Source organism: Selenomonas oralis (assembly GCF_051603425.1).
Classification (GTDB): Bacteria; Bacillota; Negativicutes; order Selenomonadales; family Selenomonadaceae; genus Selenomonas; species Selenomonas sputigena_A.
The window spans coordinates 1551466-1570136 of the sequence record NZ_CP194411.1 but is presented as its reverse complement, the minus strand read 5'-3'; the positions used below and the strand labels follow the sequence as shown (position 1 = coordinate 1570136).

Genomic DNA, 18671 nt, shown 5'->3' with positions numbered 1-18671 from the left:
GAAATTATATTCTCTCCTTAGGAATCGCATAGCAGACGGTTTCCATCTCGTCCAAGCTATGATGCCGAAAGTAAAAAAGGCAGTCGGGAAGCAGCTCCCCAATTTGTTTGGGAATCTGCCATAAATGTTCCGCACGATGATACGTGCAGATTGCAAGTTTGGGGCGCTCACGCCGAATCACCCGGGCTGCGCCGGCAAGCGCATACGGCTCCGCTCCCTCAATATCCATTTTCAGCAGGGTCACGCGAGCCTCGCCCAAAACATCATCTAAGCGGCGCAGCTCTGCCGTCTCCGTGCCGTTTTCACAGATGACGGAGCTGAAGCCGTTTGCTGTATAGCGAACACGTTCCTGCTTATCCGAGAGTCCATACGGATAGACCGTAATGCGGCTCTCATCGCAGCGAGGATCCGTCCCGATCCTCTGCAATAATTTCTGCCGATTCCCCACTTCCATCTCAAAAGCATGGATATGCGCATACTTGCCGCCCGTCGCGGCAAGGAACGCCTCGATCGTATCGCCGTCAAAAGCTCCGACGTCAACAAAATGTTCCGCCTCGCTTAAAGGCATGATTCCCTTCACAAAGTATTGGTTCGGAATGCAGTCGATTTCTTCGTGCGCCTCATCAAACCACTTCGCAACCGTTTGGCAGACAATTTCCCGCGACGCTTCGTCCGCGCAGAGATCGAGCACCCGGCCGACGGCCTTTTCCATCTCCTTCAACTTCTCGGGTTTCCCTGCATAACGCAGGCTTGTATCGAAAGAAAAAAAATTGACAGTCGCCGCACAGGCGGCAAAACCATTCTCCCTGAGGTTTGCCAAAGCATCTGCCGGAGAACGCATTGTCACGAGCACCGTCATTTCTTCCCGATGCTTTTTCATTTCCTCAAAGGAAGAAATCTTCCTGCCGCTGCCGAGCCAATGATGCAGAGCGTCTTTCGAACGATCAAAAACATAGTCGACGGCAATGCCGAGCGACTGCAGATAGCCATGCCAATTGTGTCCGTGACTGCCGAGCCCCCAAAGGCAGAGTTTCGGCCGTTCTTTGAGGCGCGCGAGGAAATTCGCCGCCTCCGGCGTCTTGTTATCTCTCTCGCGCTCCAAAACAGCGCGGATCCGCTCTTTGGCCTCCATCAAATCTCTACCTCTTTTCCTGCCATCATATTCGCCGCGACTTCCTCCGGCGGAAGATAGGGCCACATGTCTTCCAACGGCTTCGAGACCATCGAGCCGTTCGGCAGTTTTTCCGACTTGGCACGCGGGCTTGCCGTCTCCATGGGGGACGTCCTGACGAGCACGAGCACAGGCCCCTCGGCGGCAAGAGCCTCCGCAATGCACGGCTTCATCTCCGCCGCATGTTCCATACGAAAGACTTGGAAACCATAGGCAGCAGCCACGGCGCCCACATCAGGAATCGCGAGGCCGCTCTCACGGTTTGCTGCCACATAGGCCCCGTCAAAGTAATTGCGCTGCGTGCCCATGATGCTCGCATAACCGCCGTTCATCCAAAGGAAAATCTTGATGGGCAGACGATGCAGCGCAATAGTTGCCAGCTCCTGGATATTGAGCTGGAAAGCGCCGTCGCCGTCAACCAGCACGGTGCGGCGTCCATCGGCTGCAAGACACGCACCAATGGCATAGGGCACGCCGAAGCCCATGGAACCAAGCCCTGCCGCATTTCGCACACGCTGTCCTTTCTTGACGCGCAGCGCCTGGTATGTGATCTCACCCGCAGAGCCCGAGCTTTCCGGCACAAGTACATCGTCCTTGGTAAGAGCCTCGGAAAGCGCTTCGATAAAGCAGTGGGCGTTCACAAAGTCCTTTTCTGCGTACATCTCCGCACTGACCGCAGGATACTTCTCCTTCATGCGGCGGCAATAACCGAGCCAATCGGCCAGTGCCGCCTCCATCGCATAGGACCGGGCAGCGAGTTGGGGCAGTGCCTCCTTGATGTCAGCAATAAGTTTCAAAGTGATATCCATCTGCATTTTATCGATTTCATGCACGTCGATATCGAGCATGATCTTCTTTGCCCGCGGCGCAAAATTCTTATGATTCCATGCCGTAAGGCTGCTGTCAAGCCGGCTGCCCAAAATAAACAGGCAGTCGGCATTCTGCAGGATGAAATTCGCCGCCCGATGCCCCATGCCGCCCGGGCAGCCATAATACTGCGCATCATCATGCGCCAGGAGGTCGATGCTCTTCCATGTCAGGAGCACGGGGATGCCTGTCTTTTCCATGAAGCGTCGCAGCGATTCTTCCCCGCCGGCACGCGCACCATTGCCCACGAGCAGGACGGGACGCTTTGCCGCTTCCAAAAGGCGCTGCACCTCAAGGAGCTCCTCCTCCGTCAACGAACCCGATGCCTCCTGCGGCGGTGTATAGCCGCGCAGAAGGCGCTCATCGATCTCAGCCGCCTGCACGTCAAGCGGGATGTCGAGCCAAACGGGACCGCGCCGCCCCGTCATCGCCAGATGATACGCTTTTTCAAGCTCATAACGAATATCAAGCGGCTCCATAACGGTCACGGCATACTTCGTCAGGCTCTGCACCACAGGCACAATATCGACTTCCTGCGAGCCAAGCTGACGCACGCCGCTCGTGCCGAGACGGTCACTGCGCTTGACCTGCCCCGAAAAGAAAAGAACCGGCGTCGAATCAATCCATGCAGCAGCAAGTCCCGTAACGGCATTCGTACCGCCGGGGCCTGTGGTCACAAGCGCAGCTCCAATCCCGCCCGTATTCTGGGCATAACTCTCCGCCGCTATGGCAGCCGCCTGCTCATGCAGGCATGGAACATACCGAAGCCCCTGCGTATGCCCAAGCGAGTCGACGAGGTGCATACAACCGCCGCCCGGCAGCATGAATACGACAGGAGCACCATGCTCCACGAGAAACTGCATGACATAATCCGATAATTTCATTCTCGGTTCCTTTCCAAAAGCAGCTCCACCAATTCCAAAAGAGCCCCGGCGCCGCCGCGGCATTCCGTTACAATATCAGCAACGCGGCGGGCAGCAAGAACCCCGTCCTGCACCGTCGCACCAATCCCCGCCAGTTCGATTGCCGGGATGTCGCGCGCCGAATCGCCGATATAGCAGATTTCCTCAGGAGAAAGCCGCAATTTTTCGAGCAAAGCGCGCACGGACACACCCTTATCCTTTGCGCCGAAAACAGCCTCCTTGACGCCGAAGCGTTTTGCGATAAAGTGGGCGATGGGCGTATCCTCGCCCGTCACAAAAGCAAATTCCAGCCCGCCCTTTCGCCCAATACCGATGGCGTCCAGATCGCGATAAGAAATTGCCTTGCTCTCGCGCCCTTTTTCGTCGAAGCGCACCGTACCATCCGTCAAAACACCGTCGATATCGGCAAAAACATAACGTATCTTTCCCACGGCTCAACCCCGAAGCTTCTTGCGCACGGCCATCTCCGCCGGGCTCAGCGTCTTCTTGCCCGTGCCAAGCGCAGACTCCATCGCACGGATATCCGCCACAAGCTGCTTCAAAGGGCCGGGCTCGATGGAAGCCTTCTGGTCCGATCCATACATTCCCGTATCCAGCGTGATATGGCGCTCGATCGACGTTGCGCCCAACGCCACGGCGCCAAGCGTCGCCACATAACCAGTCTCATGGCTGCTGAAACCGACCGGCGCATCATAGCGCGCGCGCAGTTCCGGAATCAAAAGAAGATTCGCATCCTCAACCGCCATCGGGTACGTGCTGTTGCAGTGCAGTACCTCGAAGGGGCACGCATGGCGGCGGAAAACTTCGATGGCGGCATCCACCTCTTCCCATGTGCTCATGCCCGTGGATATATATGTGTAACGGCCTTCTTTCGCCATTTCCTCGAGAAGTTCCATGTTGCCGAGCATCGCCGACGCCACCTTGTTGTACTTGAGATCAAACTGGCGCAGGAAAAACTGCGAATCGAGATCCCAGACCGAAGCGAACCATTCAATACCCTTTTCCTTGCAGTAACGGTCGATCTCCCGGTACTCCTCAAGACCGAACTCAAGCCCTTCCTTCTGCTCGCGCTGCGTCGTTCCCCATGGGCTTTCCCGTGGTTCCGCAAGGTATTCCGCCGTATAGACCTTGTCAACCGTGCGTTTCTGGAATTTCACGGCATCACAGCCCGCATCGACCGATACGTCGATCAGTTCCTTGGCCAGCTTCATGTCGCCGTTGTGATTGATACCGATTTCAGCAATAAAAAAAACTTTCTTAGTTCCATTCTTCATATATACACGCTCCATCCTGCAAAACCCACGTTCAAGGCATAATGCCTAAACACATCCTATCGTTTTTATATCGTAATATTTTCCATTTTCTTAACCACATTATGCCCCCGGATACCACGACTTGCGCAAGGCGCGCTTCTCCGGCCAAATCTCTCCGCGCGTATCAAACGACGCCGTATGCTGCCGCGCGACAGAAAGAAAACGTCCCAGCATCGCCCCGTCCTCGATTTCCCGCGCCGTGTCTGTGCGGCGGAAAAGCTGCATCTTTGGCCGGCGCAAATCAACACCGCCGTCCTCATCGACAACCTCCTGCGATTCCAACCGGAATTCATATTCTGCTGTACGTATGCAAAGCTTATAGGTTTGCCCGGGAAAGATCGAGTTGCTGACGACATATTCCCGCTGTTTTCCTCCTAGGATCTCCGGCAGATTGCCGTCCAATCCTGCAGGAACCTCAAAACCAACGAGCCGTGCTGCAGCCGGATAAATGTCCAATGCACTCGTCAGCTCATCGACAAGCCCCTTCTGCGGCACACCCGCGCCGCGCAGCATCCAGGAAGCTCCTGTCTGTGCCGTTCCCATGAGATACGGCGGCTCATCAACGAGTACGGCAGAGCCATGATCCGAGTAAAGCTGCACGATATACTCGTCTTCTGCGTAATTTTCCTCGATATAGGAAAACAGCATGCCTAGGTTTTGGTCGACAGAAGCCATGCTTTCACGTGCGGCCGCTGCAAAAAGCGGTTCATGCGGCAAATACACGCTCGGCACGGCTGCGCCTGCGCCTTTTATGCGCTCAGCAAGCGCTGCACCGGTCTGCGTAGAAAGCGGCAGCTGCACAGAGCATGAGGGCCACGGATGCGTATCGGTAAAGTGCAGAAATAAGAAACTGTCACATTCGGCAAATGCTTTGAGGCTTTGAATCGTCCGTTCCATGCCTTCGTGGGCGGAAAGCTCCCAGGCGTTGACGAGGAGGCGGTCGTGACCGCGCGTCACGCCGTTATATATGCCGCTGCCATCGCCCAAAAGACTTGTACAATAGTAGCCAAGCCTTTTCATCTGCTCCGACAACGTGACATAGCCCTCATCCAGCTCGTTCATGCAAGTAGAGTTGAACGTTTGCAGGCGATGCAGATGGCATCCTGTCTCAATCGTTGCCAGCGAAGGGTACGTATACTCTGCCACAGAAAAATGATTATTAAAAATGATGCCCTTCAGGAAGAATTTCATGAGATTCGGCATCAAGGAAAAGCCGTGCTGTTTCATCGCCGTCCAGCAAAGACCGTCAGCCAAAATGTGCAAAACGAACTTTTTACGCCGGGAACTATGCAGCAGCGGGATGGGCTCCCCCATAAGAAACGGCTCGCAGGAAGTGATTTGCGTCTTTTCACCGATCCGGTAAAAGCTCGTGGCCCATTTGCCGAGAAATGCGGCATTCGTTTCCAGCTTTTCTCCTGAAAAGTGAATCTCCTGGCTCTCCTTCGTACCGATGAGCGGCACGAGAACCTCACATCCTTCATCTATGGCGACATGATCTGACACAAGGCGCGACTTCATGATATCGAACACGAAATCCGCTCCTCCCATAGCGCAAAAACGTGAATCATCTTTGAGTATTTCCAGCAGTCTCCCCTTGTTGTCCAAACCGCCGCGCCCGATATAAGCGCCGACCCAATAGCGATAGACGTCCTGCACTTCACGCAGAGACGGCAAAAACTCTCCTGCAAAAACACCGCAGCTTTCTGTCAACGCACCATTCTCAAAATGTGTCCGACTTTTCGCCAGAGGTGCATAGACAGGTTCTCCTGTGGCAAGCGACAGAAGATCAAGGTACTCCTGAAGCCTTTCCCGCGGCAGCGCAGCCTTGACCGGCAGACGATATACATGACTTGCCATACCCTCGATCATGAGCTGCTGCCATGTATTGCCGAAATACTTGTAACAAGCGATAAGAATCTTCCAGATTTCATAGTGGCACTTCTTCTTGGCGTACGACCTTTCCGCCGTTTCCAATGCCACGCTGTAGCTGCCATGCGCAATGGCATAATGCGCATAAAAAATATCCACATTTTCAGAATGCGGAAAGAGCTCTCTATAGTCGACAAGCAGAGCGAGAAATGCATCATCGTATTCGCGCCTCTCCTCCTTTTCCTTCAAGGCTTCAAAAAGTGCATAACCACGCGCACACTTTTCCTGGTAATATCGTTCTTCTAAAGAGGAGACTTCCCGTATATTCCGTTCCATCACCTTTCCCCTCCCGTCCCCTCGTTTCCGAACCAGGAGGCACGCAGGGCGCGCTTCTCCGGCCAAACTTCCCCGCGCGTATCCATAGCAGCTGTATACTCACGCGCCAAGGCCAAAAAGCTTTGCTGAAGTGCATCGTCCCGAATCTCGCGCCGTTTCTCACCCCGGCAAAAAAGCTGCTGTCTCGGCCGCCTGAGATCCACCGAGCCGTCCTCATCGACAATCTCCTCAGATTCAAGGCGGAATTCATGTGTCTTCGTCCGAACAGCCATTCTGTACGGCTTTCCCGGAAACAGCGAATAGGATACCGTGTGCTCGCGTCCCGCACCTCCAAAAACCTGCGGCAGGCTGCCGTCAAGATCATCCGGCGGCGCAAAGCCCGCAAGATGCGCTGCCGTTGGGTAGATGTCGAGTATACTCGTCATCTCATCAACAAAGCCCTTTTGCGGCACACCCGCACCGCGCAGCATCCATACCGTACCAGTGAGACTCTCACTGATATAATCGATCGTATCATTGAACACAGCCCCCCCGTGATCGGAATAGACCTGCACGACATACTCGTCCTCTTCATAATTTTCTTCTATATAGGAAAACAACTCGCCCAAGCTTCGATCGACACGCCACATTCCCTCAAGAATCGCATCAACATAAAGGGGCGAACGCACGCGATCAACACTGGGCACGTCCTCAGGCGTCTTATCGAGACGTTCGAGCAAAGGCAGCAATGTCTGCGTTGCCAAAGGCATCTGCCAATTAGCCGACGTGGCCGGATGAGCGTCCTGTACATGCAGAAAAAGAAACTGATCGCACTCGGCAAAAGCACGCATCGTCTCAATGGCATACTGAACCCCGCGATAGGCATAAAGACCGGTACCGCCGGGATTTAGCAGAAGCCTGTCATAACCGCGCGTTGCACCATTATAAATGCCGCTCGAATCACCCCAAACATTCACACAATAATACCCCAGACGCTCCATCTGTTCGGAAAGTGTCAGAAACGAAGGCGAAAGTTCCCCCATGCAGGTCGAATTGAACATCTGGGAATGATGCGGATATAGTCCCGTTTCGATTGTTGCAAGGGAAGGATATGTATACTCTGCCACAGAAAAGTTATTGTTGAAAATGACTCCTTTGGAAAAAAACCGCATAAGATTCGGCATCTGTTCAAAATGATATTTTTTCATGGCAGGCCAGCAAAGAGCGTCAACGAGCAGATGCAAAACAAGCTTTCTGCGCCGGGGACTATGCCCCAGACGGATCGGTTTCCCCACAATGAAAGGGGCAGCGGACTCGATCTCCGTCCGCTCGCCAAGACGGAAGAAACTGTAGGCCCATTTGCCAAGGCGCATGGAAATTTCGTCGACGGAAGGATTGCGAAAACGAATTTTCTGCCCCGTCTCTGTACCGGCCAACGGCACGATGATATCCTGCCGCCCTGCCGCCTTCGAATCTCCCGCACCCGGCACATCAACCACAGTCTGCGCCTCCACTTGCTTCGACTTCATGACATCAAAGATCAGTTCCTCCGCAGATGCCACAAGCGCCGGTTCATTCCTAAGCCGTTCGAAGAGACTTGCTTTTGCGTCCAAGGTCGACATATCCACAAAAATGCCGCTCCAATAACGATAATCACCGCACGTCTCTGCAAAACTCGGCAAAAATTCCCCGACAAAGGCTCCCGGCAGCGCCTCCAAACCATTTTCCCCAAGGTGCGCACGCCCTATGACGTAAGGTGCGTGCATCGGTGTCCCCATCGCAAGCGACAGAAGGTCAAGCGAGTCCTTGAGCTTTGCCCGTTCAATGGGTACATCAATCGGAATACGATATACACGACTTGCGACTCCTTCAATAATAAGAAGGTTTCGCATATCACCGAGGCGCTTATAGCACTCTATGAGAATCTTCCATACCTCGTAATGATACTTTTTCTTGGCATAAGCCTTCTGCGCCGCTTCAAGCGCCACTGCTGCATTGCCATGCGCGAGCGCATAGCGCGCATAGAAAATATCGAAGTTTTCAGAAGCGGGAAAAAGCGCCTGATAGTCGACGAGTACGGCAAGGAATCCATCATCATACTCACCGCGCCTGCTCTTTTCCAGCAATACAGAAAACAGTTGCCGGGACTTTTCACTATTTTCACGATAGCTTGTTTCCTCCCGGCTTTCCAACATCAACGCCATGACTCTTCCCTCCGATACGCCTTACGCAGCTCCAATCAATCCTCTGCTTGGCGCCAAACGATCAAATAAAACAACTGCACCTGCAAGTCGCTGCGCAAAGCCTCCATCCGCTCCTCCGTGAGCGGATGAATCTCTTCATTGACGAGTTCGAGCAATCTCTCCACAAACTTCACCTGTGATGGATCATCCTCCTGAATGCGCACAATATTGCTGTGGCAAAGCTTTTCATTTTTCTTCAGCTGCTGCTTCAAGCGCGTAGGACTGAACCCCATGAATTCGAACGCCGTGTGCTCGGCGGAAGGCTCGCCTTCATAGCGCAGCAGACTTTGCAGGAAGCCGGCACTGCGGCGATTGCTCACCGGCAGGATGATATGCCCCCCCGGAGCCAAATGATCATATAGCCTCTCAAGAAACGGCTCAATATGTCCCAGAAACATATCGTTCAAAAGGCAGCCGCTTATGATTAAAGAGAATTCTCCCTCGATTTCCGCAAGGACTTCCGACCAAGAATCCCGAAAAACGCACACGTCAAAAAAAGGCTTTGCATCCGGTTCGTAGCGGCGATCAATCCCGGCAGCAACAAATCGTGCGCCTGCAGCTCCCTGCCTGCGGAAATGGTTCAGCACCCGGAACATACTTATACAAAAAAGAGGTTCCAGTACGAGGCAAGAGGTCTTCTCCCCTGCAGATATCGGCGGCAGAATTTCTTCAAAGCAACGAAAGTATTTGCGCGAATCCCAGGCATCGACACCCCATTTTTTTTGATAAACTTTGCGCATTTCCTCCATCTTTTCTTCATAGACTGCACGGTTTTCGTCAAGCGTAACCGAGCCGAAATGATGCATAAAGGTATCGCGTGCAAGCACTTGACGATATCCTGTACGCCGCAGCATCGTACTGAGATCGTCATCGATAAAGAGGAGCTCTTTTGCATAACGGAGATCGCAGAGGGAAAACTCCTGCTGCCGCAGTGTGCGATAGATAGACAGGAACGGCATAAGCAGGCTGAAATCCTCCCATTTGGATGGGTCTGCATGATTATGCTGCGCCGCAAAGACCTGCATCTTGTCCATATCCCTAAACGTATTTTGATAAGAGACTTCCGTCCCCTGGTTGTTTGAGATACCGTCCGCATTACATGTCGGCACAACCCAAAAGATGCGTTCATCCGACTCGATGCAGGCGAGCAGGTTGTCGAGCCAGCGGCTCGTCGCAACGACGTCGTTGGCAAAGCCCACGGTATACTTCCCCTCGGCAAGATAATGGCAGCACTGTTGTCCCGGGATATTTACAGCAAGATCCATTTTCTTCTCGTTCGGCAAGGACGCAAAGTATTCCGCTGTACCATCAGAAGAGCCGTTGTTCACCGTGATCAATTCCACGCCGAGACGCTCGAAATCCGTATGACGATAAATGTTTTCAACGGCTATCTTTGTATATTCCAATTTATTGAATGCCGTAAGGATGATGCTCACACGAAAACGCGGCTCCCGCACATAAAAGTTTTCAAGCCGGTGCGACGCCTCCTCACGCCGTCTTGTATATTTCTCCCAATCCAGCATCCCAAGCTCCACGGGAAGAAAGCGGCAAAGCTCTGAAATGAACGGCACGAGCTCAAAGGCCATGCGGGTTGCATAGCGGGAAACATCGTTTCCTATACGTCCAGCCGACGCGACTATATTTTCCAGATAACGTCCCGAGAGAGTTGCATCTTCCTGCAGGCAGGAAAGATGTTCCCGGATATGACCTGCGGCCGTCGCTATATCCTGTGCTGCTGCTGCAATTTCTTTCTCCTTTTCCTGCGGCAGGGAACTCGCATAAAGGGCAAGCTCGCGCATCGTGGAGACCAGCTCGTTCAGTTTATTTTTCAAGATGATTCTCTCCTTTCTTTCCCCCGGGAGCATACCAATGGGCAGCAGCTTTTTTCGCCACGGCAATGCCATAGCCATGCTTTGTGCAATATGCCCGAAGTTCTTCTTCCCGACAAAAGCCGCCGAGCTGCAGCCAGAAAAGACGCGTCAGAAGACACGCTCCCAACGGTGCCGGATCATAATTCGCAAAAGTATAAACAGCGGCGCTTTCCGACGGAATATCTATGACCCGCCCTGAATCGGGATGAAATTCCCCCCCAGACAGGGGAATGACGCATCCCACGCTGTAACGCGCCTCCTTTTGCAAATGCTCAAAGCAAGAAACAAGTTCCCGCAAAGAGCCACTTTGCAGACGGCAGGAGGCCGGCACTCGCACGATGATTTCCGCCTCAGGGTGCAGCCGCACTGCGGTGTTGCAAAGGAATACGTTTTCACCCGGTCTCCCTTCCAAAAGAGAGCTGCCGCTCTCCTGCGCAAATCTCCTGCCCTGCAATTCTCCTTCGCCTAAAAAACAGATATCAAAATCTCCCGACGCCTCCTGCACCAAAAAGCGCAGGGCAGACACATCCATCGCACCGTCAAGTTCAAGGAGAAGCAAGCACCGCTTTCCCCGAGGGCTTCCCCAGAAATCAGCAATGCCTGCAAAACGCGGCAAAAAGGAAAGCTCTGTTTTCCCAAGCGCGTGGAGCTCTTTGGCCCAGGCGTCGACAAGCGCAAAGAAATCCCTTTCACAGCAACGTTGCTCAACGCCTTCCTCTGTAATATTCTCCCGCGTCAGAATATGCTGCACCCGCTGCCATGTATCAAAGCCATAAAAAAGAAGCTCCCCCAACTTTTCGAGCAAGAAGCGCTTCTGCGCTTGATCCGCCGTGCGCAGCTCCTGCCCGATAAGCCACGCCCAACGAAAAACACCGTCAATATGCACATAAGGATTGGTCGTTCTCTGTCCCGCATGACGACGCACAAAACCCAGCGGTTCGGAGAAAAAATAAAGGTCTCCTTCCTGCAGGATGCGCACCCATACTTCCACATCCGGCAATGCCGTTCTCGCTCTCAAAACAGCCTCTACAAAGCTCCGGAAACGACGCGGCACGAGCGCTGCCGTAAATTCACCGACGAGATTTACCTGTCCGTCCACCATTGCCATTATCGCTTGCTTTCCCTTGACGCGGCCGGCGGCAAAACCCTCCCTGCACCTTGCCTTCCCGCATATTTCACGCCCCTGCGCATCAATTTCCATGCACCTCGAGGTCACAAGGACAATCCCTTCCTCTTCTTGAAAGATCGCTGCCATGCGTGCAATCTTCTCGGGGGCAAACAAATCGTCATCGAAGAGGTAAGCAAAATATTCGCCGCGCGCCTCGCCAAGCGGCCAAAGCCAGTTGCTTTCGCTGTCAAAGCCCCGGTTTCTCTTATAGCGGATGCGCGTATCCTTCGCATAGTGCTTCATAAGCTCTGCCGTGTTTTCGTCGTCGCTGTTGTCGCTGACAAGGATTTCGATATTCGCATACGTCTGCGCCAGGGCGCTTTCAAGCGCCAAGCGGAAAAATTCCGGACGGTTGTGGGTCGGCATCAGGATGCTCACGAGCGGCAGAGAGACAGGTTCCAAACAACTCATCGATCTTCCTCCCAACGTTCATGGAACGAAACTGTGTGGCTGTGCGCAAGGGAAAGAAATTCCGCATGCAGCGCTTCGTCAAACACTTCCCTATGCGCTGCATCGCGCGTATAGATATGACTGGAAAAAAGGCTCATATCCACCGTGCCGTCGTGATGCGTCGGTTTTTCCGATTCAAGGCGGAATTCATGCTCCATTGTACGTATGCTGAGTTTATACGTCTGTCCCGGATAAATGGAATTACTGATTGCATAGCGGCGGCCTTCGCCGCCAAAAGCACGCGGCAGACTGCCGTCAAGCTGCCCAGGCGGCGCAGAAAAGCCTACGGTTTTTTCCATAATGGGATAGATATCGAGATTGCCGGTAAGCTCCTCGGCAAACCCGATCTGTGGGATTCCGGCGCCCCGCACCAGCAATGCTGCACCGCACTGTGCTTCCGAGAAGTACCACGGATCTTCCGTATAAACCGCACTGCCGTGGTCGGAGTAAGCATGAATAATGAAATCCTCCGGCGCATAATGTTCCTCTATATAGGCAAAAAGCTGCCCAAGCACTCGATCCATTGCCTCGATACGATAGGGATTATCGTAGATATAAACATCGTTGAAAGGAAGGCGCACGGAAACACCATCCTCCTCATCCTGCACAATCATCCCCTGCCACGGGAAATGTGTTTGTGTCTTAGGGGAAAGCGGCACCATTATGCTCGACATCGGATGAGGATCACTCACATGGAGAAATACATAGTTGTCACATTCCTCAAAAGCTTCAAGATGGGAGATCGTGCGTTCTACGCCTTCATAGGCAGGAATGGCAAGATAGGGATTGACGATCAGCCGATCAAAACCGCGCGTCACCCCGTCATAAATACCGCGCCCATCCCCCATGACGTTCACGCAATAGTAACCGAGTGCTTTCATCTGCTCAGAAATCGTCACGATATCTTTTTCCAGTGTAAACATCGGTTTATCCCAAACGACCTGGGAACGATGCATCGCCATGCCTGTCTCAATCGTGCCAAGCGATACAAAGGTATATTCCGACACAGAGTAATTGTTATTAAAAATAATTCCTTTGGAAAAAAACTTTATAAGATTCGGTATATGCCGGAATTCATTGAGCTTCATCGCCGGCCAGCTCAACCCATCAAGCAGGATATTCAGCACAAGCCTTTTCCGTCTCGGACTATGCCCTAACCGTATTGGCGCTCCCATAACAAAAGGCTCTGTTGATTCGAGATGTGTTTCACCGGAAAGCCTCAGGAAGCGGAATTCCTCACGACCCAGGAAAACACTTCCTTCCGTCTTTCCTTCTCGCAGCAAAAGTCTCTGATTTTCTGCGGACGCAGCTGCAGGCAGAATGCATTCCCCCTGGATTTCAGCGGTTCTTTCCATGCGCCGCGCTTTCATGATATCGAAAACGAATCCACTGTAATCCCCCAGGAGCGATGCGCCGCCGCGTTTCATCCAATCCAGGCTGTTCGCTCGTATATGGAAAAAATCCCAAGCATTATAAACCCCGCAATAATAGCGATAGGAGACGTCCGTACCAGGCTCGCTCAAAAGGAACTGCCCCACGGAGCTCATGAGCAGCAACGTTTGCTCTCCATCCGGCGTTTCCGCAAAATCAAAGCGAAAGGGCGGTGCCTGCACCATGAGGAATCCTTTGAAAAGACTGTCCTGGTAAGCAGGATTGTCAAAACGAGGGACGCCTACGGATATATCCATATGCTGCTGGCAAAGCGCCTTGAAGAATATCGCCTCCTCATCAAACCCCAGAGCATCATCAAGCTGAAAGAGAAGCTGCCAGATTTTATGGCTGAGTTTTCTCCTCTTATACGCCTCATGAGCCAACCGGTACGCTTCGTGCAGCTCGTCAAGAGAAAAAGCCAGGCGTGCCGCGAAGTAAAAGACCGCCGCCTCGTTTGCCGTGACGCTTTGGTACGCTTCTAATTTCTCACAGTATTCCTCTGTATAGTTTTCTGTGCGCACGGCGTCCGTGAGCCAGCAAAACAGTGCATCCTCCTCGGCAGTTTCCCAAGCCGCCTGTCCTGTCGCTCCCATGGGTTCCCACTTCCCTTAAATATCATCAATCAGACGGATAATCTCCTTGAACGGCATCAGCCCTGCATCAGCTTCAAGCGCTCGATGGTGCTGCAGGATGGATTTGGCCGTGCGCTCCATCGCCGGAAAGGCGCTGCGCGTGAGCTGATTCGCATAGATTACGATATTTATGCCATGGCTCTGCAGCTCGGCTTCCGTCACGGCACAATAAGAAGTCGGCACAGCGACAAGGGGTACGGCAGGATGCCTTTTGCGGAAGGCATCGGCAAAGGCAAATACCTCGGCGGGCTCCTTCCGGCGCGAATGTATCATGATGCCGTCTGCACCTGCCGCAACATAGGCTTCGGCACGCTCCAGGGCATCCGCCAGCCCCTTTTCCAAAATCAGGCTCTCGATGCGCGCAATGATCATGAAATCATCTGTACGCTGCGCTTCCTTTCCCGCCGCAATCTTTGCCGCAAAATGTTCGATGGTATCCTGCTGCTGCTCGACCTCCGTCCCAAAGAGAGAGTTCTTCTTGAGCCCGATCTTGTCCTCCAAGATCACGGCTGAGACCCCCATGCGCTCCAAAGTATGCACATGATAAACGAAATGCTCGATGAGACCGCCCGTATCGGCATCGAGGATGATGGGTTTCGTCGTGACATCCATGACGTCATCAATCGTGCGGATGCGCGACGACATGTCGACAAGCTCGATATCAGGCTTTCCCTTCGCCGTCGAATCGCAAAGGCTTGAGATCCAAAGAGCGTCAAACTGGTCAAGCCCCCCCTCGTGTTCGACAACGGTCTTTTCCGCCAGAAGTCCCGTAAGCCCGTCGTGCACCTCGATGGTCTTGACGATGGGGACAATATCCAGCAAGCGACGCAGGCGGCGTCGCCGGAATTCAGGCATGACAAGCCTTTCCTTCATACGTTCATCGATTTTTTTAACCGCAGGGTTCCATGTATAGGGAACCTCGATGAGTTCCCCTCCCATTCTTTCCAGATTCTTCAAGACATTGCGGCGAATCGACGACATCGGTCCCCCGCGCCAGTTATCCCCATGTATAACAAAATCCGGCCGAAGTTCCGCGATCACCCCATCGTACATGATGGTATCCTGTACAATGACGCGCGACACCTCCGGTTCATTTTCCAGAAGTGCAATGCGCTCTTCAAGAGATATGATGGGAAATCGATTGTAACGAACCATCTCGCGATCCGATAGGACGCCTGCCACAACTGTACCGCGTTTCTTGGCTTCGCGCAGGATATTCCTGTGCCCTTCATGAAGCACATCCGTGCAGAAGCACGCATAAGCAATTTTTTCCATGTCAGCCTCTTTCCCCATAAACTTTGAGGATCTATGTCCTCACACCTTGCAGAAACCTATCCAATCGGTCTGCGCCTTCGGCCTGCCTCCTTAGCTTTCCATGGCAAGCTGCCTGAGAGCCTCCAGCTCCGCCACGGTATCGATCTCCTGCACATCCTCCTCACGGCACGGACGCACATGAATCGCAAAGTCATCCATATCATCGGCAAGCGCCGCTTCATCCCAGTACCGTGCAGGCCCGCCGGGACTGTCAAAGAGACGCTGCATCGAGCGTGCAAGCTTTCTCCCATCCTCCGGTGTCCAATAGGATATGCCAACCATCTTCCAGCAATTCCTGCCGCCGACGGACATACGACGTATAATGCCGTTTTCATCGGGGAAAAAACACCAATCGTCCGTTTCTTCAACGGGAATCGCCAGATAATTTGATGTCTGCTGCACCGGATGAAGCAAGGCAGGATTCTGCAGGAAGAGATCGCCCTCAATGATGAAGGCATTTTCCACGAGCCTTCCCGCCGCAAGGACGGACGTCACATTATTCGCCTCATGCCACAACGGATTGTCGATAAACTTGATTTCGGGATACTCCTCTCGGAGGATCTCGAACTTCTCCCCCAAATAACCGCGTACAATATAGATTTCCGAAATGCCTGCCGCTCGTATTGCACAAAGCAAGGTATCGATGATGCGCCTTTCGCCGACACGCACCATGGGTTTCGGCATCTGATCCGTCAGGGGACGCAGCCGTTCACCGCGTCCCGCCGCAAGAATGACAGCACGCTCGGCACGATAATATGTATTTTCCATTCTTCATTTCCTTTTCAAAGATGCAGAACTTCACTCCCAAGACGGACAGCCGCAGCAACCGTATCGCAGCCGAGGGCGGCAGCATCTACATCCAGTTTCATGCTCCGTGCATGAAATCCGAGTTCTGCAATGCGCCCAAACTTTAGCTTTCCTGCCGCTTCAAGTTTTGTGCATGCCGCTCCATAGGCAGAACGCACTTCCCGCAGGCAATCTTCCCCGCCCAGACGCCCCGCGGCAAGCGCATAGCCCCATTCGCGCTCAAAACTCATATCGAACGAGGCAATCCGTTCAAGAAAACGCGGCAACAGCCAGCCCATTTCCAAAAACGGCTGTGCTTTCTCGTCTGCAATCCCCCGATCGGAAAGACGTCTGATGCTCATATAAAAGGCCAAAAAATCTGCGCGTATAATATAAGGAATCATGCACTCGCCCGCCGCACGCACATATTCGCCCATTTGGCATGACAGCGGCAGGCGTTTCGCTAAATCCGACTTCGCGTGTGCAGCCAGATCATTTTGCCCGATCTGCGTCGCTGCTCCCGTTGAATGACCCGACTGACCGGCCATCGTTAAGGAGCATCGGATATGCAGGATATCTTCCCGCAAAAAGAGCTGCACAGCCGCCATATACATATCCTGGGAAGGTCCGTCCCAGAGCCTTCCCGTCTTTTCCAGCAGCCAGATCATATAGCTCCGCCGAAAGCCTGAATTGATATAGAGCAGGGGCAAGTTGTAGAGCACAGTCCCCATGCGTTCCATCCAAAACGGCAGTTCTCTGCGCAGCAGCCACTTTTCATAAAGAGGCTGTTCCTTGTCATAGAGACCGACAGTCAGCGCTTGCATCCCTTCTTCATAGAATCCCGGCCAAGTATAGAAGTCACGATCCCAAACAATGCAGTCCATCGATGGATACTCTTCCAGCGCCTTTTTCAGATAGCGCAGCGCCCATGGATAGATTCCGTCATCTGCGCCAAGCGGGATGATGAATTCCCCGCGCGCCTGGAGAATCGCATACTCGAAGCTCTTGGACAATTCCAGCACGAAGGGCGTGCGAATATAGCGAATCTGCGGCACAGCCAACTCTTCACAGAGGGTTTTCACCGCGTTATTTCCCGCATCGGAATTATCGCTGACGACGACTTCAAAGCTTCCGGCTTCTTCAAGTGCAAGGCAGGTTTCCAGCGTATGGCGCAGGGTGTCGGCGGAATTGCGCACGGGAATGACAATAGAAAAATCACAGGCGGCAGGCTCTTCGATGCACTCGACAAGACGCTCGCCGTAAACATGGCACGCATAGTCACGATAGCGCCCCAGCCAGGCAAACCCAAGCCCATGGGCAAACTGCGGCGACAGGGAGAACGACAGCCGCTGCAGATCGCGGCGCAATGATGCCGCTTTTTGCAGACGATCGAGCAGGCGGTCGCTTGCACAGACGACAGGCGCGGCGTCCTGCTCGAGCGAAAAGGCTATGAGATGCATCACCGCCGGCATCGTATCCTGCGCCTGTCCCGCCTCCAGAATACGGGGACAGCGGACAACGATGGACATCTCCTCAACCGCCGCCGTCATAACCGCATTGCGGGCGGCAGCTGCTGCCGACGGCGCACTGAGAGGCTCTTCCCTGCCGTCGGGCAGGAAAAGGATCGTCTGCTGGCCGAGTATGGCAAGAGCACGCGCCAAGTCGCGGCTTCGCACGGCCTCGTCTTCCGTTTCCGACGGAAGCAAAAACGTATAGGTTTTTTCCCCCAGCAGCATCTTTGCAATATAGGCGACATTCGCCGTCTTCTGCCAGAGAAACGTCTGGCCAGCGTCTTCCAAAAGCTCTTCTTCCCAATCTCCAAGACGCTCTTCAAGCTTCAACACAGCCATCATCAAAACGAAGTACATGTTCCAGTCACGCACGATGTAATACTGTTCTGCCAGTGCGCGAAGCGCTGCAGCGTCGCCCGTCATGAGGAAGTTCTCCCGGCTAGCGGCAAGTTTCGAAAAAGCCTCGGCCGGCAATTCCCCCGTTCTGTAATACTCCCCGGAAAAAAGGCATTGACGCTCGCCCAGGGAGCCGGCCGGAAAGGTGCGGCTCTTGAGCAGGAAAAGATCCGTCAGCTCCGGGCGCGCATAAAATTCCTGATCCATGCCGTCAAGCATTGCACGGCAAAGCCGCTTGTCCTCCCCCTGCTTGAGCAGCAACGCGACGCGTGCGAGCAGATACTCAAGGCGCTGGGGATAAACAGCCGACAGTTTGTCGAGCGCTGCTGCGGCATCTGCCAGGTCCCTTTCGTGTTCGATTTTGTGACGTATGGCTCGAACCCGCGCCATATATACATTCATATCTCTTTT

At 53.6% G+C, this 18671-nt stretch carries 12 protein-coding genes; all 12 read right to left on the bottom strand.

The genetic code is table 11. The features are described from left to right. Positions 1-4: 4 nt before the first annotated feature. Positions 5-1132, bottom strand: coding sequence for an FkbM family methyltransferase (locus tag ACRTGH_RS07395; protein WP_368846709.1), 1128 nt, complete (start codon positions 1130-1132; stop codon positions 5-7). Then, a complete protein-coding gene (locus ACRTGH_RS07390; protein ID WP_368846521.1) occupies positions 1132-2922 on the bottom strand; it encodes a thiamine pyrophosphate-binding protein in 1791 nt (596 codons plus the stop codon). Before ACRTGH_RS07390 ends, ACRTGH_RS07395 begins: the two co-directional genes overlap by 1 nt. Next, the gene (locus ACRTGH_RS07385) at positions 2919-3392 is read right to left on the bottom strand and encodes a KdsC family phosphatase (RefSeq protein ID WP_368846522.1); all 474 of its coding nucleotides are present in this window, start codon (positions 3390-3392) and stop codon (positions 2919-2921) included. The genes ACRTGH_RS07390 and ACRTGH_RS07385 overlap by 4 nt, the downstream gene beginning before the upstream one ends. 3 nt (positions 3393-3395) lie before the next feature. Then, entirely contained in the window at positions 3396-4235 is an 840-nt protein-coding gene (locus ACRTGH_RS07380) for an N-acetylneuraminate synthase family protein (protein WP_368846523.1), read from the bottom strand. 99 nt (positions 4236-4334) lie between these two features. Beyond that, the gene (locus ACRTGH_RS07375) at positions 4335-6479 is read right to left on the bottom strand and encodes a sulfatase-like hydrolase/transferase (protein WP_368846524.1); all 2145 of its coding nucleotides are present in this window, start codon (positions 6477-6479) and stop codon (positions 4335-4337) included. Beyond that, the gene (locus ACRTGH_RS07370) at positions 6479-8662 is read right to left on the bottom strand and encodes a sulfatase-like hydrolase/transferase (protein WP_368846525.1); all 2184 of its coding nucleotides are present in this window, start codon (positions 8660-8662) and stop codon (positions 6479-6481) included. Before ACRTGH_RS07370 ends, ACRTGH_RS07375 begins: the two co-directional genes overlap by 1 nt. A 35-nt stretch (positions 8663-8697) precedes the next feature. Then, positions 8698-10533: a glycosyltransferase family 2 protein gene (locus ACRTGH_RS07365; protein WP_368846526.1), complete on the bottom strand. Its 1836-nt coding sequence runs from the start codon at positions 10531-10533 to the stop codon at positions 8698-8700. Then, positions 10523-12151 carry a glycosyltransferase family 2 protein gene (locus tag ACRTGH_RS07360; protein WP_368846527.1) on the bottom strand — a complete coding sequence of 543 codons (1629 nt, stop codon included), beginning with the start codon at positions 12149-12151 and terminating at the stop codon, positions 10523-10525. The genes ACRTGH_RS07365 and ACRTGH_RS07360 overlap by 11 nt, the downstream gene beginning before the upstream one ends. Continuing rightward, the gene (locus ACRTGH_RS07355) at positions 12148-14214 is read right to left on the bottom strand and encodes a sulfatase-like hydrolase/transferase (protein ID WP_368846528.1); all 2067 of its coding nucleotides are present in this window, start codon (positions 14212-14214) and stop codon (positions 12148-12150) included. The genes ACRTGH_RS07360 and ACRTGH_RS07355 overlap by 4 nt, the downstream gene beginning before the upstream one ends. A 15-nt stretch (positions 14215-14229) precedes the next feature. Continuing rightward, entirely contained in the window at positions 14230-15528 is a 1299-nt protein-coding gene (gene aepX, locus ACRTGH_RS07350; protein WP_368846529.1) for a phosphoenolpyruvate mutase, read from the bottom strand. A 90-nt stretch (positions 15529-15618) separates the two neighbouring features. Further along, positions 15619-16335, bottom strand: a complete 717-nt coding sequence (locus tag ACRTGH_RS07345; RefSeq protein ID WP_368846530.1) for a sugar phosphate nucleotidyltransferase — start codon at positions 16333-16335, stop codon at positions 15619-15621. A 14-nt stretch (positions 16336-16349) separates the two neighbouring features. Further along, a complete protein-coding gene (locus ACRTGH_RS07340; protein ID WP_368846531.1) occupies positions 16350-18662 on the bottom strand; it encodes a glycosyltransferase family 2 protein in 2313 nt (770 codons plus the stop codon). Positions 18663-18671: the final 9 nt, after the last annotated feature.